Here is a 24,916-nt window from a genome sequence, read left to right as displayed (position 1 = left end):
CAATTGCACTGAGAGGAAGAGTTATTGCAAAGGGGGTGGTAGAGTGCCAGGTGGAAGCGTATCCGGCTGGGTAGTCGGAGCGGGAGCGGTAACAGGTTCTGCCCCTTCTCCTTCCGCTGCGGTTGCTCGCGCATCGCTGCCTTCCACTCCGGTTGCAGTAGCAGGTGTTGCCTCCTCCGTCGGCGCAGTGACCGGGTTGGCAGCAACCAACGGAGTAACAGTACGAGACGACTGAATCATCTGTGCAGCGGAATAACCAACATTCCAGCGACGCGGGGTGACTTCAGAGAACACCCGGGTTGGGTAAACCAAATTGCCGTTACTGTCCTCATAGGCATTAACCCACACTCGGAGCACTTGGGCTGGCATCAGTAGCGGCTTTGGCTCATCGATAGCTGCCATATTAGGTACGGGATCGGGTAAAAATGGGGTAATCCCGCCGCTTTTGCTGCCAGATGGTGCAGCATGATCCTGCGGCCGATAATCGCTACTGGCTTCCCAGGCTTGGCTCATGCTCATGCAGCGCCCCCTATTAGCCGTTCCGCAGGATAATTCGGTAGAACCGGTATTCATCATGGAGGAACAGCCGCCCAGCAACAACAGGAGTGGTAACAAACGGGTTGTCGATCTCATCTTCTATCCTTTACATATTCCAATGAAATGCCCTCCTGCAACAGAATGTCGCCGGTACGCATTGGCTGGATTTCCACTACTGGGAAAGATTGCTGGGCATATTTTTCATAAATGCCGGCCACTCGCCCGAAAATATCGTTGATTCCTTGAGCTGCACTGTTCAAGGCCACCTGACCAGGCGTGCCGGTGCCAATATTAATGCTGTTACCGCTACCATCCCGATGACCGATACGAGCCGTACCAGCCAATGCCACCGAGCCTTGTCCAAATGTGTTGAGCATACCGATTTTAATCATTTGCGAAATGGCTCTACCGTCGCGCGATACTAGACGGCCGCGCCAGCCTGGTTTGCCATCCTCGCCGATGACGGTTCCCTTCATCGTTGCCTCAACTGCCACACCATCGGAACGGATGCAGGTAATCGACTTAGTACGTACATAGGCGCGTTCATCGGCTAGCTGCCCATAGGCGTTGGCAATGATGACGCAGTCTGATAAATCCGAACGAAAACCGTTAGCCATCGTTGCCAACCCTTTCACACGCAGCAGGATAGGCATGGCATTCTCGGTACCTCCACCTACTGCTTCACCGGTGGGGGCATTAATGCCAGAAACTGCAATAATCGACAGTTGCGAGCCTGCCGGCAGGTAGGTTTTGGTATCGTGAGCGCCATTTTTCCGATTACCGGCGGTACGATTTGTTCCAGCCGGCTTATTATCGGCTGGAGCAGCTTCGGAAGCGGCACGGCTTGATGGGGCATTACCACTATTACTGGTATGTGACTGGTAGGGGTTGCTGTCGACCTCTTCTGCAGGAGTGTCGTTGCTGCTACCAAAATTGCCCCCGCCTCCCAACGGAGGGGCGCCGCTGTCACCCGGCAAGGTTCCCGGAGGAATGAACCCTGGTTCTGACGCAGACAAAGGCCCGGTGCCCGAACCTATCCGGGAGGCTTCATGCTCTGCAATCATTTGTCGCACTTGCTCGGCAGTCAGGGCTGACGGATTGGCAGTCTGATTGGCCTGCTGCTGCTGCATTTGCTGACGCAGGGCGTAGATTTCGGCAGCTAGACTCTCTACCGTCAGGTTGCGCTGATTCGGGGTAACCACCTGGGTAACTTCGGTCTTGGTGCGACCAAATTTAGTGCCCCTGATGCTATCGGTAATCATGGCTGCAATAACCAGCACGATGAGCCCGCCACATACGCCGATCAGTACAGTATTGCGTTTCTGTTTGCCGGTTTTCTGATTCCAGTTTTCACGGATACCCATTTCTTCACTGCTCCCGTCCAACCATAATCAATACATCGGTACTCTCGCCCGGGCCAACTTGGATTTTTGGATAGAAGGCCACGGCGACCACACGCGGATTGGCACCAAACATTTCTTCAGAAAGGATCTGCCGTTGACGGCTGTTATTTTTCAGGCGGTAACGGTAGATATCGAACTCATTGCCGCTGTAGCGTTCAACTGGGACGACTTGCATGCCGTTCCCCATGGCAAAGGTATTCTGCAGCGGACGTACACTGTACCCCGCTGGGATTTTCAACATCACGATATCCCGAATAACCGCCGCCAACTGTTGCGAGAACCCGCCGTCGTTGTCGCGGGCTCCAGCGCCCTGTCGACCGCCCAGTGACACAGTAATGGTTTGCGAATCCAAACTGGCAGAAGGAACCAAGGTCAGGGAAATGGGTATCCCGGTTGGGTTATCCGCATCGGTAATAGATACAAAAAACGGTTTGCTAGTTTTTGGGGTAACCAGTAAGGCTGAGCCGTTTGAGCCTAGATCGTAGTTGGCCTTTAGCCCGACCGCATGAGCTCGGGCAAACGGGGTGTTGATGATGTTGGGATGATTGCGGGAAACCCGAATGCGGTGGTTTTCTCCATAGGAAGACACTACTGTCTGTACGCCGCGTATTCGACCTTCCTGGATGTTGCTGTTGATCCGTTCCAATCCGACAGGCGAGGTAACCTGTACCACACGGCGACGGGCATAGTTACTTCTATTCGGAATGTTCTCGGCTATTGCCGGCCACATAATCGTAACCAACAACAGGGATAAAGAGGCTAACGCTATCTTTTTCATGATTGTTTTATCCTTTACAGCAAATCACTCTGGCTCTGTCCGGCCGGTGGAGCGGTCTCTGTTTCTGCTGGTTGGGTGGTTTCGGTTGCCGATGGAGGCATCACGACACCCGGAATATTTCCCTGTCCAGGCGTAATGGGTATACCTGAAGCCGGTATCGGTGCGGCCGCTGCGGAAGCGGTACCCGGTTGCGGCACAGGCTGAGCATCCTGCGGGAAACTGATTTCACTTTCGGGAACAGTCGGTAAGATCTGTATCTGTGCCTGCCGATCCTTAGCCTCCTGTTCGGCTTTATCGGGATAGCGATCAGCCCATTTGAGTGTGTGCGGCTCGCCGGGGTAGACATACCAAGATTTGACCCTAGGCATACCGTCCACCATCTGGATAATCACTTCGTAAGTTACGTCTACTGCACCTAACTGGGTCATCGCCCCCTTACTGTAGGCGGAGGAGACAATTCTCCCAGGGATAAAAATTTTCCCAGTTTTAGGTTCGTAAATCAGGTTGGCAGTTGGCGTAAAGTTGCTGACAGGGTTAATGCCAATATAGTTTGGATTGTTTTTGACTGCCAATAACTGCGGCTTGATTACCTGCCACAGTTGTGGGTCAAACAGGGGCTCCATTACCTTGGCGGTGTAATCCACTGTATTGGGGGTGGCGGAAGACATAGAGCCAACAATATAGAGGGCAAAGGAATTAAGATATTCCTGCGAAGCATGATCCCAGCCAATAATGACTTCTTCGGATAAGGCACCTGGCGGCTTCAATGCAATACGTTCATGTTGACTATTAATTTTAATCTGCTGCAATACCGCTACAAACAGCAGGCCTAAGCATACAAGGCCTAGGATGGTGTTACTTTCCAAAGCCTTACGCAGTTTGGTTTTGAATGTTGGCCACTGCATCAGTTATCCACCCTTTTGGTTAAACCGTTCGGATAACGGTCGTTAAGCGGGAATAGGCCGGTTAAAGCGTACACCATGTGTACCAGCGTACCGGGCAAGGTGTTGCGCTTGAATTTGACGTACTGGTAAGACAGCCATACCCCCAGAACAATACCGGCCATCATGCCGACCGGGCTGCGGGAGGCATATTGCAGGATAACCCCGACAATCATGCCGAAAATAAAGATGGAGATATCGTCGGATTCCAGAAATAGGAATTGGGGCAACGTATCGACATATTCAGGAAAAATTACCGCTTTGCTCATTCAGTCCTCCATTCGCATAATTCGCTATTCGGCAGACGGGTTTCGCCAAATACACACTCTCGGTTGACCGTGACACCTAAATGCCCTAGATAGGCTGCCACACTGTCTATACGGCGTTTGGCCAATCGGTTGTTGTAAGCCGTGCTGGCACGCGGATCAGCATAGCCAGACAAGGTTACTCCCTGTGTGCGCAATACTGGCACCATCCGTGTCAACCGCCGTTTCTCAGCAGTACTCAGTACAGCTGAATCAGTTTTAAAGTAAACCGTGTGTAGTAGTTTGTGCTGTCCATCAGCATCGTTAAAGCTCAGATTTATGCCAAAGGGGCTGATAGCCTGAGGCAGCCAGATATACGTCCCTTCTTCCTCATCAATCCAAGCAGCATCACTGTAAGTACTCTGCCGAAGCACGACTAATTCTGTGCGCTGTGCCAACGGTGGCTCAGGCGGCTCCTGTTGTGAGGTACAGGCAACCAGTAGGCCGACTGAAAACAATAAGGATAAACTTGTCTTTTTCATGCGCTATCCTGTTTGGTGTCGGCAATGCTATGCCGACGGTTGCGGTAATGCCGGAATAATCTCCGCAGCAGCGACAGTATGCCGCTGAGTAACAATAGTGTGCCGACAGTAAAACGTTGCCTATCAAAAATATGGTAGGAGTGCTCCTGCAACGCCGTTGCCGTGCTGGGTGTCCAGCCAAAACCAGATGCGGTTTCAAACCTGCCAAAGCAGGTAGGCTGCCATCCGGCGGAAATGACAAACTGTAACGTGGCTATAATCGGTTGATGGATTTCCTTGCCGGTATAACGCATCGTTTCCGTCTCGTCCGGTAATGGGCATTTCGGTGGCAGAGGAATATTCAGCAGCAGTAATGCGTACAAGCACAAGGCTGCTGCCGGCTTACCTGTTTTGGACCACATTGGATACCAAGCCGTTGAGAAGCTGAGTTAGCATCTGATAATTGCCGCCGGTAAAACCTGCGTGTGTGGTATATCGTCCGCCAACAGCAAAAAATGGGGTAGCCGTTACCCGATAACGGCGCACTAGGGTCATTGCCCGTGCCATGCGTTCCTGTGTCAGCTGTTTTCTCACAGAAGCATTAATTGCCTCTCGGCTGAAGCCCATGCGATAAAGCACAGCTATAAAATCCCGTTCGTTCTTTGCCGTCCGAGCCGCCTCAAAGGTCAGTCGCTGATAGTCAGCAATCCTGGTCGGAGCCAGGTCTCGCACGATGTAAAAACCGGTGGCTGCCGCATCAAGACGTTTGTTGCCGGTATAAATGGGTACATAGACAAAGCGGAATGGATCAGGCAGCGTACGACCCCATTCACCCATGCCATACCATGTTTGTTCACAATATGGGCATTCGTAGCTAAGGAACATATAAACACGATACAAGTCTTCACGGTACGGGCCGACAGTAAGGTAAGGTTTAACTGTATCGGCAAGATTATTCCGCTGCCCATCCTGTCCAGGTAGGCTGAAATCATCTGCTGCTGCACGAAGAGATAATCCTGCAGCTGCACAGGCTAGTAAGAAATCCCGACGGTCGAGATGCTGCATTATTCAGCCTCCTTAGATAGACGGTCGATGGCCAAACTGCCGATATGGCATGCCTCGTCAAAATCCACCAGCCCGGCTGCCGACATTTCTAATGCGGCTTCGCTCAGTGTTCGATAGGAAGGCTGCTGCAACAATGCGTTTTCCATGGCTTGGCTATCGCCATTAATCAAGGCCAGCCGTACTTCCGGTGAATTCAGGGCAAATTCCATTACTGGAATACGTGATATGTTGCCTTCATGGTTGCATTCATCGCAGCCTGCGCTATTGCGCCGAAAATATTTCTCTGCCGGAAACCGAGTCGGCAGTTTCTGTGCGGCATCAGGCGTTACCTCTATCCGACAGTGTGGACACAAACGATTCATCAGCCGCTGTGAAAAAAAGGCCAGCATCACATCGGCCAACAGGTATGCCTCCACACCTAAGCCAACCAATCGAGATAAGGCCAGTGCGGCATCATTGGCATGCAAAGTAGATAAAATTAGATGACCGGTATTGGCGGCAGTTACAGCGGTTTGTGCTGTTTCTAAATCACGAATCTCTCCAACTAGGATGACATCAGGGTCATGCCGCAAGAAGCTGCGCAGTACACGTGCAAACGGACGGTGCACTGGATGGATGCTGACTTGGTTTGCACCTTCCACTGGATATTCAATCGGGTCTTCCGCTGTACATAAATGGATGTCTTCCCTATTGATGTGGTTGAGGCAGGCATTGAGGGTAAATGACTTGCCCGATCCGGTCGGACCACAAACCAAAATCATGCCCTCATTACTCTCTAAGGCCTGTTCCAGCGCGTGTCGCACATAGTCCGGCATATAAACTGCATCCAGACCGAAACCAGCATTTTCCTGATTTAGGATGCGGCAAACTGTACTTTGCCCATAGCGAGTTGGCAGGATGCTGACCCTAACATCGACCATGCTGTTGCGTTCTTGGTCCAGCAACCAAAACGAACCATCCTGCGGCGATTCGCGGTCGCTACTACTGATATTGCATTTGGCACGAATCTTTTCGTCAATGGTTTGAGCCGCCATCCTACTGAATAGCCAGCTATTCACCATTTGCATTTTGCGGTTGCGCAAGCGTACTTGGCAGCCGTTTTTCTGATCACGAAAATGGATATCGGAAGCCTTAATAGAGGCTGCATAGGGAAACACCCAATTCAAAAAAGCTACTGCCGCCTCATCTCCCATTGAAGTGGAAATGAAGCGGGCAGCTACGTTTAAGTCGTAAGATTTACCCTTGTCTTGCAACAAGCAATCCATAGCAGCTGGCAAGGCAGAGTTTGGGACGTTTTCCATTATGCTGTTTGGACAATATGGTTAAAGATATACCGCATACTCTCCGGATCGGATAGTCTCGGCGCGGTGCGATATGCGCCGTGCTTTTGGTGGTGGCAAAGCATTGACTACCCGATCCGGAAAATACGCGGCTCCGTGATTGAAGCCGTGTGCGGCGGATGCCCCCATCTGCCCACAATCCGGCTGTTTCAGTTAATCATGCCGGAACAACCTAATGGCTATTCCGACCCGCGCGATATTGTTAGGCAAAAAAGCTGTTAGGTCACGTAACAATATGAAAAATAATAAGTTATATTGTTTCTTGACATTTGGTGCATGAATGTGAAAAACTGTGAAATTCACCATTACAAGCGAATTTTGCATAAATATATGTTTTATAAACAAATAACGGTAATGGCGCTTATCAGAAAAGCCAAAAAGCGATATGCTTAAATTACGCATATCGCTTTTTTTTAACAGCCCAAATGGAAAGGGCAACAGCCTAAATGGGAAAAGGAAAGGCAAAATGGCCAACGGAGAAACGCCTAAAGGGAAGAATATTTGTTATTTATTTTAAATAACAAATATTTAAAAAAGGAAAAGCAGCATCTTGCTGCTAGCACAAGATGCTCAGGAAGGCAAGCATCAAAAGGAATCCGCTTTTTTCCAATTGTTACTTGCCGCAAAGGGAGGCTTTACGAATACTGCCCGCATTTCAACTAGGATTCCGTATGCCGATGTTCCCTTTCTGTTTCTGGCAACTGCAACAGTGCCTGACACGCTTCGGCAGCCTTTCCAACCATTGGCCGGCAGTCTTGGCACACCGTATCGTTCAGTGCAATGGATTTTTGGAGCAGCTGACTCTGTCCGAAGAGTGCACTGCTAATTGGCTGTGTGATAAGACTATCTCGTTGTTTGAGACTTTACCGGATGACTCGAACGATGCCGCAGTCATTCAACTGCTAGCCACTGAATTTGAGGGGTTTCATTGTCACGCAGTGGTCTATGATGGCAGCCTCGGTAGTGTGGTGGATAATGCTTCAGAGAATACCTGGGTTGAATACTGGAACAGCCTGCATGAGCCTTTTAGCACCTTTATCGGTCGCCATCCTGAGGCAGATCTCTTTATCGGGGAGCAGGCACATACGTCGTCTGCTGATGCAGCATCTTGGTTTGCAGCGGCACTGGGTATGCACACATGTCATTAATTTGGTATGCGGCAGCCGCAATGGCAGCCGCACTTGTTCTGCTGTTTTTATTTTATCGTCCCCAAGCTCCGTCAAAGTCTTCCGGTAAGGCTGTATCGACTATATCGGAAACTGTCACATCCCCGAATATTGTCGGCGACAAACTTCGGGTTCTTTCTGCTGAAGAACTTATCCATGTTCTTAGCTTATCCCCCCAACTGGCCAACATCCGAGCTAACCTCGGTCTATCCGACGAAAACTGGCATAAAGACGCACTCCCCATGCTGCACGAGTACATTACATTCGTGCAGCGGCTGCCTGCCTCCGAATCGCACCACCACGCAGGAGACGGCGGATTGGTTCGGCACACATTGGATGTGGCTGCTCTGTCATTAACGGCAGCAGCAGCATACAGCTGGCCGCCTGATGCCGAAACAGAAGATATCGCCCGATTGGGAGTGGTTTGGCGGTTCGGCATTATGGTGGCTGCTCTACTACACGATATTGGAAAAACCCTGACTGGGTTTAATGTGGAACTGTTCGAACACCCAAATCAAAATCATGGCAGCCGGTGGATGCCGGATGCCGGAAGTATGACACTGAGTGGTCGAAATTATTACCGTGTTTCATTTCCGGACAAGAAAGCCGCTTATACCGAACATACCGAAATTGCTTGGGTATTTTTTCAAACCATTGTACCCGCCCATGTCCGACGCTGGATGGGCGACAGTGATCCAAAGTTGATTTTGGCATTGAGGCAATATCTGACCGGTCACACTGATCACAGTCCATTCGGCAAAATCGTCCGTGAGGCAGATATGGCTTCCACCGCGCGCGACCTCAAATCTGGCACTCGCCAACGTTTTTCTACTGCCAAACGTACTCCGCTAATTGAAACTGTAATGGAAACATTACGCGAAATGCTGGCCGATCGTGGCCGCTGGTTCAGCATCGCTACTCGTGCAGGTGGAGATTTGTTCCGGCAGGGGAATACGGTTTACATGGTCTCCAAAAACGTGCCCGATTTCATCCGTGAATTTCTACGCAGTAATAATCATCCCGCTGCCCCCTCTTTCCCGAATGACAATCAGCGCATTTTCGACACTTTGCTGGAATATGGTGCGGTACTCCCCAATCCGCAGGACGAACACCGTGCCGTAACCTCCGTTGATATCTGTTTTATGCGCCAAGACGGTGAGGTTAAAGCACAACGCTTTACTGTACTGGCCTTTAAGTTGGAAACCTTGTATCCGGACGGAGTATATCCAGCAGAATTTTCAGGTAGCCTGAAAGTTTCTGCGGATCAAAGCAACCGACCGCGTAAGACGGCAGGGGAAGAAGAGATTGAAACTGGAGCAGCAACAGACGACCTAGTTGATACCGATACAAAAAATACCCAAGAACTCATTGCACCGGAAGTGGCCGCAGCTATTCCGCCACCGCCACGCAGACGTGAAACTGAGGCAGTAACCGAGCCCCCTTCTAATTCCGAGGTAATACCACAAAAAACAGAATCAGCCGTTCCGGCAAGCGATTTGGTAACTGAGGCAGGGGATATTGATGCTTTATTAGAAAAACATGGGTTATTGGATATTCTGGATGAAACCGCGACAGAAACTGAAGTAACTGTTAATACGACTACTGAAGCACTGCAACCGCAAGCCCAAGATGCTGCGGTTAGTAGTGAACCCATAACAGAATCGCCAGATGTTGCCAGAACCGATGATCAAGTCACTTCACCAGTCAAAAATAAAAAAACTGGCAAAAAAACAAGTGGTAATAATCCAGCCGGATTGAATATCCTGAAAGAGATATTTGCTGATAACGATGCTGTAGCCAAACCGGCTGATGCCGAACTACCACAACAGGAAACAGCTGATGCTGGCTTGGCAGAAATCCAAAGGCAGCGGCAAGCTGGTAAGGCTGAATCACCGCGACCTGTTGCCGTGCATCATGTTGCTGATACAGCGAACGTAGACGCTTTGGTCGCAGAGTCTATTTTGACTGAAGATTTGACCGAAGACATCACAGCGGAGGAAAGTGCACAACCGGAGATCGAACCCGTGGCGAATAGCGAAGTAGCCTCCGGTGCTTTGTCTGATATTCGCCAGCGACAGCAGCAGGATGGTCGTCATTTCTGGCGCTGGCTGGCCGATGGTTTAACCGACGGCAGCATCGCCGTCAACCAACGAGGTGCACCAGTACATTTCGTACCTCAAGGAATGCTGCTGGTTTCTCCCGCTATCTTTCGGGATTATGCCGGCGGTGTGTTCAACAAGAATGACGAAAACTGCCCAGGACTGAGGGCGCAGCGGGGTTTTGTCAGCCTGAAGCTACATCAACGCGGCAAAAAAACCGCCCTGTTTAATGTCGAAACCAATAAAGGCTCTAACAAAGGTGTCCGGCGGCGGCTGTTTTGCTGCTATCTGATTCCAGAGAGCAACCTACGGCATATTGTTCGTGCCGATGGTCGCCCGCCCAATAATACCGATATCAGCATTGCCGAATATGATTTGCTGGCCGCTGGCCTGCCGTCTGAAAACCGACAGGAGACATAAATGGGTGTAACCATCCAACCACCAGAAAACGTCTACCGCAAACCCTACGAGTTCGTCAGTAGCAGTGCCTACCTAGTCGGTGCATTAAGCTTGGTTTTCCTGCCAATCCCCTCTATGACAGCATATGCCGGCATACCGCTGCTGACAGCATTGGCCAGCTATCGTTGCAAACAAGGGCTACGCATTCGTCGCTATCGGCGTAATTTAAGCCGCCTGAGCTTCTATGCGCTGACTCCACAGCAAATCCCTGTATCCGACAAGGCATTATTCCTAGGACGTGGTTTCAAATGGACGCAGACACACACACAACGCCTGCTGATGGCTAGGCTACCTGAAAACGAATCCTTACGTGAACCTGGCCGTCTGTATCGCTGGGCGCGGCAGCAGGAAATCCGTACCGCTGGACAGTCCTTGCTAACCCGGCTGACCGCTAGGCAGGCATGGTGGAACCCTGTTGCTCCGCTGCCACCGGTAGGCGGCGCACCTGAATTGCACGGTGTGGAACCTTACGAGCGGGATATTTACTCCGCCCTATCGGAACGGGTTGGGCACACCATCGTGCTGGGTACCACCCGTGTCGGTAAAACCCGACTGGCGGAAATCTTGATCAACCAGGATATCGCGCGCGGCGATACGGTTATCACTTTCGACCCAAAGGGCGATGCCGAACTGATGCTGACGCATTATCTGGCCGCCAAGAAGGCGGGCCGACCGTTTTATATGTTCCACCTCGGCTTCCCCGACTTGTCCTGCCGCTACAATCCGGTCGGTGACTTTACCCGTATTACCGAAGTGGCGACCCGTATCGCCAACCAGCTGCCGGATGAGGGGCAGTCGGCAGCATTCCGCGATTTCGTTTGGCGCTTCGTCAATGTATTGGGCAAGATGATGGCGGCCCTATCAATCAAACCGAGCTATCTGTTGATTTACCGATGTGCCGTCAATGTTGATGATCTAGCAGCACAATACTTTGCCTCTATCCTGAACCAGAAGTGCCCGGGTTGGGAAAATGATTTTGATGATTTCGATTTATCGGATGCCGAGAAGAAGCAAGTTAGCAAAACTGGGCGCAGCATCGATGCAGTACGCTTATCTGCTTTCCTGAAGCAAAAAAACCTAAATGATGCAGTAAGTGATGCAGTAACCGGTATTTTGGGCAATGAACGCAGCTATTTTGAAAAACTGGTTAGTTCGCTTTACCCTTTGTTGGAAAAGTTAACCAGCGGCCGTGTAGCTGAGTTGATCAGCCCGAATTTTGAAGACTTGACTGATACGCGCCCGATTATGGACTGGCGCAAAGTGATGGAACAGAACGCAGTGGTTTATGTCGGATTGGACGCACTGACCGATGCCGAAGTAGCCGCTGCTGTTGGTAATGCCATGTTCGCTGACCTGACTTCACTGGCCGGACAAATTTATAAGCATGGCCACGGCTATGGTCAGTCTGGTCCGACAAAAAAACGTATGGTTGCCATTCATGCCGATGAGTTTAACGAGCTAATCGGCAATGAGTTCATCCCTATGCTCAACAAGGCCGGCGGCGCGGGTTACCAGGTTACCGCCTACACCCAGACCTGGTCGGATGTAGAAGCTAAAATCGGTTCCAAAGCCAAGGCCGAACAGATGGGCGGCAACTTCAATACCATGATTATGCTGAGGGTCAAATTGGAATCGACCGCCAAAATGCTCACTTCCCAACTACCCGACGTGCGGGTGGTAACCGGTACGCTGGTATCCGGAGCGGGCGATGTTGCGTTTCCCGAAGGTTACGAAGACTTTACCAGTCACAACGAAGACCGCCTCAGCAGCGAAACCGTCCCCATGCTGATGCCGTCAGATCTGACCAACCTGCCAAAAGGGCAGGCTTTCGCCTTGCTGGAGGGCGGCAACTTGTACAAGTTAAGGCTGCCTTTACCTCTGCCCGATCCTACTGCCGACATCCCGCAGAGCCTGGCCGACATGGCTGAGCGGATGCGTGAAACCGTGCGCTTGAGCCGAAACACGGAGGAAGAGGAAACAGTTTTCATAGAAGGGCGAAGCTATGGCTAAAAACAACCGCCAAGACTTGATTGCTGAATCACTGGTACTGCGCTTTCTAACTGCACCGGTCAAGTTATTAAAAATAATCCTGCTGGTTATCGCCATTTTATTTGGCAGTTCCATCTTGCTACAAAGCTATTTCTACCGCCCCGATTTGCTACAGCAGGAAGTGGAAAATACCATGCAGCTGGGCAATCAAAGCCTATGGCAAAAATGGACAACAAACGATGGCAGGCTACCTGAAAACAAGAATCCGGATACTGGTATTAATCTTACTCTGACCCGTTATACCTATACCGCACTGAGCACTGTGTTGTATGAATGGATACCGTTGAATTATCTATTGGAAAGCAACCCTGGTGATACCGGCTACGGTATAAAAGAGCAATTCCTCGAGCCTAACCGTGACTATCTTGAGCGTTTCGATCAGGTAATCCGTGTTATTTCATTACGACTGGGCAACATTGCCTTTCTTAGTATCTTTGCCATTTACCTGTCACTGTTGGCCGTTATTGACGGTTTCGTGCAACGCCGCATCCGTCAGGAAAACGCCTCACGCGAGAGCGCAGGTATTTACCACCGAGCCAAATACTGGCGTACCGGCATTGTTTCTACCAGTTCAGTACTCTATCTTTCTACTCCATGGCCGTTATCGCCATTATGGCTATTGCTTCCAATCTGTATCGGCGCGGCTATGGTGTATCTCCAAGCGAAATATCTTAAAAAATATCTGTAAGCACTTGCCATTATTCATATGTTGGAGTAATCTTCAGCTACCGTGTATTTTTTTCTTACGGTATTCTTAAAAATTCTCTCAGCTGTTCCTTGTGGACAAGCGTCTAGTTGAACTTACATAAACATCATTTTAACTTCGTTGAAGCTGCACTTTCAGGCAGCCTTATCTATCTTTTGCCAATCTGTTCTCCCTACTCCTTCAAACACGCCACCAAGGCGGCAAACAGGGGCGAGTCTGCTCTCCTGTCGGAATAATATAAGTGGTAGCCAGGATAGCTGATGCGCCAATCGGTCAAAACTTCGGTTAGGCTGCCGCTTTCAAGTTCTGCCGACACCATATCCCTAGGTGACCACACCACGCCCAATCCAGCTTTGGCAGCGGAAACCAACACGGGGGAAGAATTGGCGGAAAAGCGCCCGTGCGAGCGGATTTTGACAGTTTTGCCCGTGAGCGGATCGAGAAATTCCCAAGTCAGCACGCCGCCTGCGGGCAAGGCGAGGTTGACACATTGATGCTCGGTCAGTTCGAACGGCGTTTTGGGTGTGCCGTGTATTTTCAGGTAGCCCGGCGAGGCGGCAGCACACATCTGCATATCAGGCGACACGCGCACGGCAATCATGTCTTTTTGCACATCGTCACCCAAGCGTATACCCGCATCGAATCGTTCGGCAACAATATCGGCAAAACGCGTTTCGCCGATTAATTCCAGCGACACCATCGGATATTGCTGCAAAAATCGGGTGAGTTTTTCGCGCAATACAACGTTGAACGCGTGTTCTGTGCCGTTAATCCGCAGCCTGCCGCGCACTTCGCCGCTGGTTTCGCCGAGAGCATCTATCGCACTGTCAATGCCCTCAAACAACGGCAAAAGCTTCTGATACAGCTGCTCGCCTGCTTCCGTGGTGGATACGCTGCGGGTGGTGCGCTGGAGCAGCTTGACTTTCAAACGGCTTTCCATGCCGCGTATGGTGTGGCTTAAGGCCGATTGCGACACGCCCACTTGTTGCGCGGCCTTGGTAAAACTGCCGGCCTGTGCCACGGTAACAAATGCACGCAGCTCGTTGAGGTTTTCTTTCATGGCTTGCTCCAATGATGAATTTCGTTCATAAGCCTAATCAAAAACCACCGTCTAATCAAGCACGCAAGCACAATTTATAATGCACGCATTCTCATCAACTCAGGAGCCATACCATGCAAAACATCCTTATCCTCGGCGCAAACGGCGGTTTGGCACAAAGCGTGATTCCCGTGCTTTTAAACGAAACCGATGCCAAACTGACCCTATTTTTACGCAACGCAACCCGTTTGAAACACCTGGCAGGCAGCCGTGTGGACATCGTTGAAGGCGACGTGATGGATTTAAGCGCGCTAACCGCCGCGATGCAGGACAAAACCATGGTTTATGCCAATCTGTCGGGCAACTTGAAAGCCATGGCGGAAAACACCGTCCGCGCGATGGATGCGGCCGGCGTGAAGCGGCTGGTGTGGATCAGCTCGATGGGCATCTACGGCGAAACGGGCGAAAACCACGGCGCGATTTTGGAGCCCTACCGTCAAAGTGCGGCGGTGGTCGAAGCCTCTGATTTGGATTACACCGTCATCCGCCCCGCCTGGTTTACCAATGCCAAAGAAGTCAGCTACCGCCTAACCATGAAAGGCGAGCCCTTCCAAGGCAGCCAGGTTTCCAAACGCAGCATCGCCGACTTCATCGCCAAACTGGTGCACGAACCTGAGCTTTATGTGCGGGAAAGCGTGGGGATTGCAAAGGTTTGAATATAGGGCCTGTTGGCGGCAACTGGTTTCCGCCTTGAACCTGCCGCTTTGGGAACAAAAATCCGATGGCAAAAGCAACACAACAAACTCTGATGGCTACCTGAAAAACAAGCCGTGAACAAAATGCTCACGGCTTGTTTTTCAGGTAGCCTCTTCCGGCAACACCTCCTGCAAAGCCTGAAACAGCTCCCGCTCTTCAAAACGCGCATGGCCGCGCAGGGTTTCGGCAAAGTTTTTCAACCAATCCGGATTATCCAGCTCGGGCGAGGCCAGCATTCCGCGCAGCAGCGCGTGGTCGCCCTCGAAACGCTCGCGCATGGCCGGCTGCGCCAGCTTGCCCCACCACGGCGCAAACAGCCGCTCTTCCTCGGCAAAGTGCGCCAGCAGATCAGCCCGGTGGCCGAGGAAATCGGCGCGGTGGTCGGCGGCGGGGTCGCGCAGAATGCGGGTGCACATGGCCAGCGAATGATGGTGGTCTTGCGACAGCGGAACCAGCAGCGGGTGGCGTTTCATGGGATGCAGCCTTTCAGGTAGCCTTCAAATCATGAAAACATTATAGCCAGCGCCGAGCAAATCCGAAACCGCCGCCCGTTTCGTGATAGACTGCCCGCCGTTTGCAACCTCGTTTCCCCTCACCGAATGACCCCGAACCGACTCGTTATCGCCAGCCGCGAAAGCACCCTGGCCATGTGGCAGGCCGAACACATCCAATCCCGCCTGCGCGCCCTCTACCCCGGCTGCGAAGTTTCCATCCTCGGCATGACCACCCAGGGCGACCGCATCCTCGATAAAACCCTCTCCAAAATCGGCGGCAAAGGCCTGTTTGTGAAAGAGCTCGAACAAGCCCTGGCCGACGGCCGCGCCGACCTTGCCGTGCACTCCATCAAAGACGTGCCCATGACCCTGCCCGAAGGCTTCGCCCTGGCCGCCATCTGCGAGCGCGAAAGCCCCTTCGACACCTTCGTGTCCAACCGTTACGAGCAGCTGCAAGACCTGCCCGACGGCGCCATCGTCGGCACCTCCAGCCTGCGCCGCGAAGCCCAGCTGCGCGCCCGATTTCCCCGGCTTCAAGTCGCCCCCCTGCGCGGCAACGTGCAAACCCGCCTCGCCAAGCTCGACCGCGGCGACTACGCCGCCATCATCCTCGCCGAAGCCGGCCTCAAACGCCTCGGCCTGCAAAGCCGCATCCGCCACACCCTCTCCCCCGCCGACAGCCTGCCCGCCGCCGGCCAAGGCGCGCTCGGCATCGAAATCGCCGCCCACCGCCGCGAACTCATGCCCCTACTCGCCCCGCTGAACCACGCCCAAACCGCCGCCTGCGTACGCGCCGAACGCGCACTCGCCCGCGCGCTGGGCGGCAGCTGCCAAGTGCCGCTGGCCGCCTACTGCACCAACCAAGCCGGCCTGCTCACCCTGCACGGCCTGGTCGGCCACCCCGACGGCTCTGTCATCCTGCGCGCCCAAGCCCAAGCGCCGAGCGAATACGCCGACGCCCTCGGCCGCGCCGTGGCCAAAAAGCTGGCCGACGACGGCGCACAAGAACTCATCGCCGCCGTACTGGCCGGAGAGGCTACCTGAAAACTGCCACATCAAATGCAGACGGTTTCCCCCTAAGCTCAAAATTTTTCAGGTAGCCTCAAATAAAGGCTACCTGAAAATAAGCAAGCAGAGATTGGGTTACCAAGCACAACAAACTTTTGGATTATCTGAAATGTCGGACTATGACCCAACAACCTGTGTTTGCTGACAAGGCAAACATCCGCTAGACAATTAGCAGTGCAGTCATCATAATTACTGAGTACGCATGGAAGTCAATATTATCAAGGACTAATCATGGAAAATCTCAGCCAAATCTTACAAGCCGCATATAAAATCCTAGCAGATATGCCAGGGAAACAAGGTCATATATCTGATATTGCTATTGAAGCTGTCCGGATAAATCACAACATGGGAATGGATTCGGAAACATTCAGCAACAAGCTGTCATCAGCACTCGCCGCCCATGTGAAAAAGAAAGATGCCGTCTTTACCAAGGTTGCCAGTAAGAAAGACGCGAAAGGGAAAGTCGTTTCTTACAAGCGCGGCGTGTACCGATTGAAGAAATTGAGAGTGGCTAACCCTACGGAGCAAAACATTGCTCCACCTGTGGATTCTGCCTTTTTAGGCAAAGCTGGTGAGATGGCCGTGATGAGCGAACTATTGTTTTGGGGGTTTAATGCTTCATTAATGGTGGTGGACAAAGGGATTGATATTATTGCCTCAAAAGAAAACATCTATTACCACATCCAAGTGAAAACATCTCAACCGCGTACCAACGGCAGCTTCGGCTTCAGCATCAATCAAAAATCTTTTGAAACTAATCACGGCGGCAATACCTACTATGTTTTTGCCTTGCGTGAACTCACAAAAACTTCTTTTGCCGTTATTCCGAGCAGCCACATTACTACGCTTAAAAACCGAGGCATCATTAAAGGTCAAGATTCGCTATCTATCAGCATCTCAATTTTAGATAAAGGGAAGCGGTATCTACTGAATAACAAAGATGATATTTCTACATTTATCAATAACTTTGGACAAATTAAATAGAGTGTGCCATGAAGAAACTGATATTCTATTATTCATTCCTTGCTCTATCTGCTATATCCCAAGCCCAACCCACCCCAGATCCTGATAGATGGGAGTTGTTCACAGAATCATATGATGGGACTACAAATGTATTCATTGATAAACAAACAATTGGCAGAGATAGCGCATGGTTTCTTTTGACTAATGCCGTTGATACAGCAGGAAGCAAGACTAATATGGTAGGGCATGTCTTCTTCCGTTGCGGCCAACATAAGATAGCTTTTGGCAGGCAATCCGTAATAGATATTACGACGGGAAGGGTTATCAAGGTTGAATCTGGAGACCCTAGCTATTTTGTGGATGTTTTCCCATCCTCAGTACAGGAAAACATATATATTTATTTCTGCAATAATTATTATCAGTAATAAAAAGGTAGCCCACACAATCCTTTCTCCCGTCTAGTCTTAAACATAACCTCTGAATATCCCCATCATATTCGTATTAACCTACCGTTTAAGCCATAAAATAAACAGCTTCCACACAAAAAGGCTACCTGAAAAATATTTTCAGGTAGCCTTTAGTGCAATCGGGCAATCCGCTTACTTAATCGCCATCAGCCTTTGGTAAAGCTGGGTCATCAGGCGGCTAGTGTGGGCATCTTTGGGCAGGATGACGAAGCTGCGGGCCATGGCTTCTTCGCTGGGGAAGATGGATTCGTTGTGCCGGTATTCTGCGGGCATCAGCTCGCGTGCAGGCTTACTGGCGGGGGCATAGGTAACGAAGCTGCCGTTGGCGGCGGCCACTTTGGGATCGAGGGTGTGGTTGATGTATTTGAGGGCGTTGGCGGGGTGGTGCGCGTCTTTGGGTATCATCAGGGAATCAATCCACACGGCCAGCCCGGTTTTGGGCACGAGCACTTGGATGTCGATGCCGTTGCCGGCTTCGATGGCGCGGTTGCGGGCGATGTTGAGGTCGCCGCCGTAGCCGATGGCCACGCAGAGGTTGCCGGCGGCCAGGTCGTTAATGTAGGTGGAGCCGGTGAAGAGGCGGATGTCTTTGCGCACGGCGCGCATCATGTCGGTGGCGGCCTGCAGGTCTGCGGGATTGGTGCTGTTGGGGTCTTTGCCCAGGTAGCTGAGTGCCAGCGGGTATTGTTCTAGCGGGCTGTCGAAATAGGAAATACCGCAGGATTTGAGCTTGGCGGTGTATTGCGGGTTGAACACCAAATCCCAGGGATTTTCGGGCAGGGGGGTATCACCTAGGGCTTTATGCACCATTTGGGTGTTGATGGCGAGCGTGTTGATGCCCCAGAAATAGGGCACGGCGTATTTGTTGCCGGGATCCACCTGCTCCATCAGCTTGAGCAGATGCGGGTCGAGGTTGCCATAGTTGGGGATTTGGCTTTTGTCGATGGGCCGGTAGGCACCGGCCTGGATCTGGCGGCCGACGTTGGCGATGGAGGGCACCACCAGGTCGTAGCCGCTGTTGCCGCTGAGCATTTTGGCTTCGAGGGTTTCGTTATTGTCGTAGTAGGCGGAGCGCACGGCGATACCGGTTTGCTTGGTAAACTCGGTGAGCGTGGCGGGATCAACGTAGTCTGCCCAGTTGTAGAGGTTGAGGATGTTGGCACCGTCGGCACCGGGCGCGGAAGCATCATTGCCTGACGAACCGCCGCAGCCCGCCAGCAATCCGACACACAACGAAACCAGAAGCAGTTTTTTCATTATCTTTCCTTGGTTCTTAAAAACGGGGATGCGCCCCGCCAGATTGAATTTCGGCTATTAAACTTGGAAACATCCGCCTAGGCAAGTATTTTCTTTATCCGAACAGCAGATTGGCACTTCGTGGCGCGGCATCCGCCCTTTGGCGGCACGGTATACCCGAATTTTCAGGTAGCCTCAACGCATGTTATAGAGTATCATGCCGCCCGTTACAACATAACACGGCCTGCACGCTATGCATTCCTGGTTACTCGACAGCCTTCCGCGCCGCCTGCTTTTGGCCGCCGCGCTCATTGCCCTGATGCTGGGCGTATTCGCCTGGACGGGTGCCTCGCTATGAGCATCGTATTCGACAACCTCACGGTGAGCTACCGCCGTCACCCCGCCGTACACCACATTTGCGGCGAATTCGCGCCCGGCAGCATGTGGGCGGTGTTCGGCCCCAATGGTGCCGGCAAATCCACCCTGCTCAAAGCCATCATGGGCCTACTGAAAACCAGCACCGGCGCCGTGCACTGGCAAGGCCTCTCCCGCCGCGACATCGCCTACCTGCCCCAGCAGTCCGACATCGACCGCAGCCAGCCCATTTCCGTGTACGAGCTGGCCGCCATGGGCCTGTGGTATGAAATCGGCTTTTTCGGCGGCGTCAAGCCTGCGCAGCGCGAACGGGTGCACGCCGCGCTGGAGCGGGTGGGTATGGCCGACTTCGCCCGCCGCGGCATCGGCCAGCTTTCCAACGGCCAGTTCCAACGCGTATTGCTCGCCCGCATGCTGGTGCAGGATGCCAAATTCCTGCTGCTCGACGAGCCTTTCAACGCCGTGGATGCCCGCACTACCTTCGAGCTGCTCGACGTATTGCGCCAATGCCACCAAGAAGGCCGCGCCGTGATTGCCGTGCTGCACGACTATGAGCAAGTGCGCGCCTATTTCCCCAACACCTTTTTGATTGCGCGCGAAAAAATCGCCAGCGGCGCCACCTGCGACGTGCTCACCGAAGGCTACCTGAAACAGGCCGCCCACGCCATGCACCATCATCCCGGCAGCCGTGAATGGTGCGAAGCCTGACTTTTCAGGTAGCCCTATTTTCAGGTAGCCCCATGTTTGCCGCCCGAGTAGTGCTTTTCCAAAACCGCCGCGAAGATTTCCCCGCCGGAGCCTTCCCGCAGCGCATCCGCAGCCGCGCGCACTTTCCCGCCGCAGGCTACCGCCCGCATTTCGCGCCCAAAGGCAGCCGCGAAATGTTCGGCATCGTGTTTGCCGCCTTTGAACACAGCCGGCTCGGCGAGCCGCTGCAAGCCGGGCTGGATTATCTCTACCCCGGCCGCGTGGATTATTCTGCCCTGCGCCCCGGCACGGAATTTTGGATTATGGAAGGCGGCACCGCCGTGGGCGAAGGCGTAATCACTGCCAACGATAAGCCGCCCGCCAAACAGGCTACCTGAAAGCCGTAAACCCGTTCCACCCAACACCCCAAACCAACCACACGCCATGACCCTATCCCAGCTCCTCATCGAACCCTTTGCCGACGATTTCATGCGCTATGCGCTCGCCTCCGTGCTGTTTCTGGCCGTGGGTGCGGCGCCGGTGGGCGTGTTTTTGGTGATGCGGCGCATGAGCCTGGTGGGCGATGCGCTCGGCCACGCGGTGCTGCCCGGCGCGGCGGCTGGCTATATTGCCGCCGGTTCGCTCAGCCTGCCCGCCATGAGCCTAGGCGGTTTTGCCGCCGGGCTGGCGATGGCGCTGCTCGCCGGCCTGGTGAGCCGGCACACGAATTTGAAGGAAGATGCGAATTTTGCTGCGTTTTACCTCTCCAGCCTGGCGCTGGGTGTAGTGCTGGTGAGCAGCTACGGCAGCAATGTGGACCTGCTGCACCTCTTGTTCGGCTCGGTGCTGGCGGTGGACGCGCCTTCGCTGGTGCTGGTGCTGTGCGTGAGCGCGGTGTCGGTGCTGATGCTGGCGGTGATCTACCGCCCGTTGATGCTGGAGAGTATCGATCCGCTCTTCCTGCGCGCGGTAAACGGGCGCGGCGGGCTGTGGCATGTGCTGTTTCTGATGCTGGTGGTGCTGAACCTGGTGGCGGGCTTCCAGGCCATCGGCACGCTGATGTCGGTGGGGGTGATGATGCTGCCGGCGATTACGGCGCGGCTGTGGGCGCGCAGCATGGGCGGGCTGATCGGGCTCGCGGTGCTGATTGCGCTCTCGTGCAGCTTCTGCGGGCTGCTGTTTTCCTACCATGTGGACATCCCCTCCGGCCCGGCGATTATTTTGTGCCTGGGCGGCGTATATGCCGTGTCGCTGTTTATCGGGCGCGAGGGCGGGATGCTGCCGAAATGGTGGCGCGGGCGGCATTTGCGGGCGTGATGTTTGGTGTACCCAACTGCACCCCGCCAGCTTTGGAGGCTACCTGAAATTTTCAGGTAGCCTCACGGAAGAGCCTGAAGGCTCGTTGATACAAGCAAATCAAAAGGAGCAAAAAGATGAAATTGAAACATTGGAAGCTCGGCATCGTGGCCGCCCTCTTTTCCGGCAGCCTGTATGCCGCGCCGCTGGAGGTCGTATCCAGCTTCAGCATTTTGGGCGACGTGGCCAAGCAGGTGGGCGGCGAGCGCGTGAACGTGAGCAGCCTAGTGGGGCCCGACCAAGACGCCCATGCCTACAACCTCACCAGCCGCGACATGCGCCGCATCCGCAGCGCCAAGCTCGTGCTGGTAAACGGCTTGGGCTTCGAGCAGGCCGCCGTGATGCGCGGCATCCGCCAAAGCGGCACACCCTTTGCCGAAGCCACCAAAAACATCCAGCCGATGCAGGCCGCCGACCACGACGACGATGATCACGACCATCACGGTCATGACCACGGCCACCACCATCACGGCCAGTTCGACCCCCACGTGTGGAACGATCCCGTGCTGATGAAAACCTATGCCCAAAACGTGGCCGACGCCCTCATCCGGGTCGACCCCCAAGGCCGCGCCTATTATCAGCAGCGCCTCACCGGCTACCAAGCCCGCCTCGATGCCATGCACCAATGGGCGCAAACCCAATTCAACAGCGTGCCCGCCGCCCGCCGCAAAGTGCTCACCGGGCATGACGCCTTCAACTACTTGGGCAAACGCTACCGCGTGGAATTCATCGCCCCGCAAGGCGTAAGCACCGAAGCCGAGCCATCTGCCCGCCAGGTTTCCGCTCTGATCCGCCAAATCCGCAGCCAGGGCATCCGCGCCGCCTTTAGCGAAAACATCAAAGATTCGCGCATGGTGGACCGCATTTCCCGCGAAACCGGCATCCGCGTAAACGGCAAGCTCTACTCCGACGCCCTCAGCCGCGGCGCCCCCGCCGCCACCTACGAGCAGATGTTCCGCCACAACGTCAGCTCGCTGGTGAACGCGATGAAGCAGTAGTGCTGCTTTGAATCCGGTTTGAACCGGGCATAGCAAAGGCTACCTGAAAATTTTCAGGTAGCCTTTAGTGTGCCCGCAGTAGCTTGGCATTCATGCCCTACAATCCGGCATATTGTTTGGAAAACGTCGGGCATCCATGTTCAGCCTATCATTTTCAGGTAGCCTCTTCCTACCAGAATACTCGAAGGCTGTCTGAAACTTTCTCCACCATTTATTGCCCCGTTTCCGGTCTAATCTGGCTTTTGTGCACATAGCCGTAATAACTGGAAATGAATACGCTCCATCTTCCAATCACACCCACGAAATGCCAGTCGCCTTTACGCTTGGCGGGGAATTCGATCAATCTCGTGCCGTTGGCGAAACGCCCTACCATACCAGAACGGTTGCCGGCTTTCCGGCGTATATTGGCCGAGCCGTCGGCGCCGTGCACGATGTAAACACGGCGCAGGCTGGCCTGGCTTTGGTGCACATAGCCGCTGATTTCGTGCCGCTGCGCCTGCGGCGGGGGTGAATACCAGACCAGCCGCACGCGGTACCATGCGCCGCTTTTGCCGAGGATGGCAGCTTCGCCTTGGTTGTCACACACAGCAAGCACGGCAGCGCGGGTGTTGGGTTGGGCGCGGATGTTCACTACCTCATCGCCGTCGGTAACCAAATAGGTGGCGACCTCGTCGGGCTCCGGCAGATTGCAAACGCCAGGCTGAACACGGGCAGCGGCGGTAGCAGACAGCGCCAGCAGCACGGCGCTGAGGGCGGCGGTTCGGATGATTGTGGAGGAAATTATGGGTTGGCTCCTGCATTGGATTAAGGGGGTCCATAACAGCGTTTCTTGCCGCCATTATAGCCAACATTGCGGCGGATAAATTTCAAGTAGCCTGCTGGGTGAGTCAGGCTACCTGAATTTTCTTTAGCGTTTACCGACCGGCTTTCGGCCTTATCTGGCTTTTGTGCATATAGCCGAAATAGTTGCTGTCGCTGCCGGGCAGCTCCACATAAAGCCAATCGCCTTTGCGCCCGGCGGGGCGTTCGATCACCCTCGTGCCATTGGGGAAGCGCCCCTCGTTGTCGGAATATTTGTTCGGTTCCAGACGCAGAATGGCCGAGCCGTCGGCGCTGTGCACGGTATAAATGTGACGCAGGCTGACCTGGCTTTGGTGCACATAGCCGCTGATAATGCGCGTCGGATCCCAGTTCACAGCCAGCCGCACTCGGTACCACGCGCCGCTTTTGCCGAGGATGGCGGCCTCGCCGAAGTTGTCGCACACGGCGAGCACAGCGGCACGGGTATTGGGCTGGGCACGGATGTTTACCGTTTCGCTCTTGCTGTCCTGGTCGGTAACCAGATAGGTGGCTAGCTCTGGTTCAGGCAAGTTACAGCTGTCGGGGATGACAGGGGCGGCGACAGAAACGGAAGCCGCCAGCAACACGGAGCTGAGGGCGGCGATTCGGATGCTTGGGGAGGGAATCATGAGTTGGCTCCTGAGTAAGTTGGGAAATCCGTGGCGGTGTTGCCTGCCGCCATTATAGCTGGCATGTGCCGGATAAATTTCAGGTAGCCGGCATGGTATGGCAGGCTACCTGAAATTTCCTTTAGCGTTTACCGACCGGCTTTCGGCCTTATCTGGCTTTTGTGCACATAGCCGAACAGCTCGCTGTCGCTGCCGTCGAGCGAGACATAGTGCCAGTCGCCCTGGCGGCGGGCAGGATATTCGGTTACCACCGTGCCGTTGGGGAGGCGTTCCTGCACTTCGGCGCGGCTGTTGGCTTGCAGGCGCAGGTTGGCCGAGCCGTCGGCACTGCGCACGATGTAGGTGTGGCGCAGACTGGCCTGGCTTTGGTGCACATAGCCGCTGATGAGGCGCCGCTCTTGCGGCTGGTTCGGGCGCAAGGCCAGCTGCACGCGGTACCACGCGCCGCTTTTACCGAGGATGGCGGCTTCGCCCTGGTTGTCGCACACGGCGAGGATGGCGGCGCGGGCGTTGGGCTGGGCGCGGATGTTCACGCCTTCGCCGTCGTGGTCGGTGGCCAGATAGGTGGAGGGTTTCGTGCTGTCGGGCAGGCCGCAGCTGTCGGGGGCAACATGAGCTGCGGCGGCAGCAGAAAACGCCAGCAGCACGGCGGCGAAGGCGACGGTTTGGGTATGCGGGAAGGAAATCATAGGGTGCTCC

27 protein-coding genes are annotated in these 24,916 nt (G+C 53.8%); 12 read left to right on the top strand and 15 right to left on the bottom strand.

What is annotated here, in order from left to right; genetic code table 11:
- Nucleotides 1-21: 21 nt before the first annotated feature.
- Genes H9Q10_RS05960 through H9Q10_RS05920 form a run of 9 tightly spaced genes read right to left on the bottom strand, consistent with a single transcriptional unit; the run spans nt 22 to nt 6,791 of the window.
- Entirely contained in the window at nt 22-633 is a 612-nt protein-coding gene (locus H9Q10_RS05960; RefSeq protein ID WP_081258969.1) for a TraV family lipoprotein, read from the bottom strand.
- Nucleotides 630-1,901 carry a TraB/VirB10 family protein gene (locus H9Q10_RS05955; protein WP_153717237.1) on the bottom strand — a complete coding sequence of 424 codons (1,272 nt, stop codon included), beginning with the start codon at nt 1,899-1,901 and terminating at the stop codon, nt 630-632. The genes H9Q10_RS05960 and H9Q10_RS05955 overlap by 4 nt, the downstream gene beginning before the upstream one ends.
- Nucleotides 1,902-1,905: 4 nt before the next feature.
- Nucleotides 1,906-2,718: a TraK domain-containing protein gene (locus tag H9Q10_RS05950; RefSeq protein ID WP_197903075.1), complete on the bottom strand. Its 813-nt coding sequence runs from the start codon at nt 2,716-2,718 to the stop codon at nt 1,906-1,908.
- Between the two features lie 14 nt (nt 2,719-2,732).
- Entirely contained in the window at nt 2,733-3,623 is an 891-nt protein-coding gene (locus H9Q10_RS05945) for a TraE/TraK family type IV conjugative transfer system protein (RefSeq protein WP_064106238.1), read from the bottom strand.
- Entirely contained in the window at nt 3,623-3,928 is a 306-nt protein-coding gene (locus H9Q10_RS05940; protein ID WP_049258635.1) for a type IV conjugative transfer system protein TraL, read from the bottom strand. The genes H9Q10_RS05945 and H9Q10_RS05940 overlap by 1 nt, the downstream gene beginning before the upstream one ends.
- Nucleotides 3,925-4,446, bottom strand: a complete 522-nt coding sequence (locus H9Q10_RS05935) for an OmpA family protein (RefSeq protein WP_153716080.1) — start codon at nt 4,444-4,446, stop codon at nt 3,925-3,927. Before H9Q10_RS05935 ends, H9Q10_RS05940 begins: the two co-directional genes overlap by 4 nt.
- Entirely contained in the window at nt 4,443-4,847 is a 405-nt protein-coding gene (locus H9Q10_RS05930) for a hypothetical protein (RefSeq protein ID WP_197903074.1), read from the bottom strand. The genes H9Q10_RS05935 and H9Q10_RS05930 overlap by 4 nt, the downstream gene beginning before the upstream one ends.
- Nucleotides 4,828-5,490, bottom strand: a complete 663-nt coding sequence (locus H9Q10_RS05925; RefSeq protein WP_064106241.1) for a thioredoxin domain-containing protein — start codon at nt 5,488-5,490, stop codon at nt 4,828-4,830. The genes H9Q10_RS05930 and H9Q10_RS05925 overlap by 20 nt, the downstream gene beginning before the upstream one ends.
- Entirely contained in the window at nt 5,490-6,791 is a 1,302-nt protein-coding gene (locus tag H9Q10_RS05920) for a GspE/PulE family protein (protein WP_197903073.1), read from the bottom strand. The genes H9Q10_RS05925 and H9Q10_RS05920 overlap by 1 nt, the downstream gene beginning before the upstream one ends.
- A gap of 710 nt (nt 6,792-7,501) precedes the next feature.
- On the opposite strand from H9Q10_RS05920, the gene H9Q10_RS05915 reads away from it, so the two are divergent.
- The 4 genes from H9Q10_RS05915 to H9Q10_RS05900 are packed head-to-tail and all read left to right on the top strand — an operon-like array spanning nt 7,502 to nt 13,291.
- Nucleotides 7,502-7,978: a hypothetical protein gene (locus H9Q10_RS05915; protein WP_153717240.1), complete on the top strand. Its 477-nt coding sequence runs from the start codon at nt 7,502-7,504 to the stop codon at nt 7,976-7,978.
- Nucleotides 7,969-10,515: a MobH family relaxase gene (gene mobH / locus H9Q10_RS05910; RefSeq protein WP_153717241.1), complete on the top strand. Its 2,547-nt coding sequence runs from the start codon at nt 7,969-7,971 to the stop codon at nt 10,513-10,515. Before H9Q10_RS05915 ends, mobH begins: the two co-directional genes overlap by 10 nt.
- Nucleotides 10,516-12,564 carry a type IV conjugative transfer system coupling protein TraD gene (traD, locus tag H9Q10_RS05905; protein WP_197903072.1) on the top strand — a complete coding sequence of 683 codons (2,049 nt, stop codon included), beginning with the start codon at nt 10,516-10,518 and terminating at the stop codon, nt 12,562-12,564. It abuts the gene before it with no gap.
- The gene (locus tag H9Q10_RS05900; protein ID WP_064087660.1) at nt 12,557-13,291 is read left to right on the top strand and encodes an IncC plasmid conjugative DNA transfer DtrJ family protein; all 735 of its coding nucleotides are present in this window, start codon (nt 12,557-12,559) and stop codon (nt 13,289-13,291) included. The genes traD and H9Q10_RS05900 overlap by 8 nt, the downstream gene beginning before the upstream one ends.
- 190 nt (nt 13,292-13,481) lie before the next feature.
- On the opposite strand, the gene H9Q10_RS05895 is transcribed toward H9Q10_RS05900, so the two are convergent.
- Complete coding sequence (locus H9Q10_RS05895; RefSeq protein WP_238480151.1) at nt 13,482-14,369, bottom strand: LysR family transcriptional regulator; 888 nt, start codon at nt 14,367-14,369, stop codon at nt 13,482-13,484.
- Between the two features lie 113 nt (nt 14,370-14,482).
- Here H9Q10_RS05895 and H9Q10_RS05890 point away from each other — a divergent pair, with 113 nt between their 5' ends.
- A complete protein-coding gene (locus tag H9Q10_RS05890; RefSeq protein ID WP_197903070.1) occupies nt 14,483-15,064 on the top strand; it encodes an NAD(P)H-binding protein in 582 nt (193 codons plus the stop codon).
- A gap of 141 nt (nt 15,065-15,205) precedes the next feature.
- On the opposite strand, the gene H9Q10_RS05885 is transcribed toward H9Q10_RS05890, so the two are convergent.
- The gene (locus tag H9Q10_RS05885) at nt 15,206-15,577 is read right to left on the bottom strand and encodes a hemerythrin domain-containing protein (RefSeq protein WP_197903069.1); all 372 of its coding nucleotides are present in this window, start codon (nt 15,575-15,577) and stop codon (nt 15,206-15,208) included.
- A gap of 126 nt (nt 15,578-15,703) precedes the next feature.
- Between H9Q10_RS05885 and hemC the strand changes: the two genes are divergently transcribed.
- The 3 genes from hemC (at nt 15,704) to H9Q10_RS05870 (ending at nt 18,054) form a co-directional block, all read left to right on the top strand.
- The gene (gene hemC / locus H9Q10_RS05880; RefSeq protein ID WP_197903068.1) at nt 15,704-16,642 is read left to right on the top strand and encodes a hydroxymethylbilane synthase; all 939 of its coding nucleotides are present in this window, start codon (nt 15,704-15,706) and stop codon (nt 16,640-16,642) included.
- Nucleotides 16,643-16,897: 255 nt separating this feature from the next.
- A complete protein-coding gene (locus H9Q10_RS05875) occupies nt 16,898-17,650 on the top strand; it encodes a hypothetical protein (RefSeq protein WP_197903067.1) in 753 nt (250 codons plus the stop codon).
- Between the two features lie 8 nt (nt 17,651-17,658).
- Nucleotides 17,659-18,054, top strand: a complete 396-nt coding sequence (locus H9Q10_RS05870; protein ID WP_197903066.1) for a hypothetical protein — start codon at nt 17,659-17,661, stop codon at nt 18,052-18,054.
- 174 nt (nt 18,055-18,228) lie between these two features.
- Here the strand turns inward: H9Q10_RS05870 and H9Q10_RS05865 are convergent, their stop codons facing one another.
- Nucleotides 18,229-19,353, bottom strand: coding sequence for a polyamine ABC transporter substrate-binding protein (locus H9Q10_RS05865; RefSeq protein ID WP_197903065.1), 1,125 nt, complete (start codon nt 19,351-19,353; stop codon nt 18,229-18,231).
- A gap of 333 nt (nt 19,354-19,686) precedes the next feature.
- Here H9Q10_RS05865 and H9Q10_RS05860 point away from each other — a divergent pair, with 333 nt between their 5' ends.
- The 4 genes from H9Q10_RS05860 to H9Q10_RS05845 all read left to right on the top strand — a co-directional run bounded on the left by H9Q10_RS05860 (nt 19,687) and on the right by H9Q10_RS05845 (nt 22,748).
- Nucleotides 19,687-20,415, top strand: a complete 729-nt coding sequence (locus tag H9Q10_RS05860) for a metal ABC transporter ATP-binding protein (protein WP_197903064.1) — start codon at nt 19,687-19,689, stop codon at nt 20,413-20,415.
- Nucleotides 20,400-20,792, top strand: a complete 393-nt coding sequence (locus H9Q10_RS05855) for a hypothetical protein (RefSeq protein ID WP_197903063.1) — start codon at nt 20,400-20,402, stop codon at nt 20,790-20,792. The genes H9Q10_RS05860 and H9Q10_RS05855 overlap by 16 nt, the downstream gene beginning before the upstream one ends.
- Nucleotides 20,793-20,838: 46 nt before the next feature.
- Nucleotides 20,839-21,711: a metal ABC transporter permease gene (locus tag H9Q10_RS05850; protein WP_197903062.1), complete on the top strand. Its 873-nt coding sequence runs from the start codon at nt 20,839-20,841 to the stop codon at nt 21,709-21,711.
- Between the two features lie 122 nt (nt 21,712-21,833).
- Nucleotides 21,834-22,748, top strand: a complete 915-nt coding sequence (locus H9Q10_RS05845) for a metal ABC transporter solute-binding protein, Zn/Mn family (protein WP_197903211.1) — start codon at nt 21,834-21,836, stop codon at nt 22,746-22,748.
- A 211-nt stretch (nt 22,749-22,959) separates the two neighbouring features.
- Here H9Q10_RS05845 and H9Q10_RS05840 read toward each other — a convergent pair whose 3' ends face one another.
- From H9Q10_RS05840 to H9Q10_RS05830, 3 genes are all read right to left on the bottom strand, one after another.
- Nucleotides 22,960-23,490, bottom strand: a complete 531-nt coding sequence (locus tag H9Q10_RS05840) for an SH3 domain-containing protein (RefSeq protein WP_197903061.1) — start codon at nt 23,488-23,490, stop codon at nt 22,960-22,962.
- A 172-nt stretch (nt 23,491-23,662) separates the two neighbouring features.
- Entirely contained in the window at nt 23,663-24,217 is a 555-nt protein-coding gene (locus H9Q10_RS05835; RefSeq protein ID WP_197903060.1) for an SH3 domain-containing protein, read from the bottom strand.
- A gap of 128 nt (nt 24,218-24,345) precedes the next feature.
- The gene (locus H9Q10_RS05830) at nt 24,346-24,906 is read right to left on the bottom strand and encodes an SH3 domain-containing protein (RefSeq protein ID WP_197903059.1); all 561 of its coding nucleotides are present in this window, start codon (nt 24,904-24,906) and stop codon (nt 24,346-24,348) included.
- Nucleotides 24,907-24,916: the final 10 nt, after the last annotated feature.

It is taken from the genome of Eikenella glucosivorans (assembly GCF_016025525.2).
GTDB classification, from domain to species: Bacteria; Pseudomonadota; Gammaproteobacteria; order Burkholderiales; family Neisseriaceae; genus Eikenella; species Eikenella glucosivorans.
Note: the sequence above shows the minus strand (reverse complement) of the source record. Positions and strands in the feature narration are given on the sequence as shown.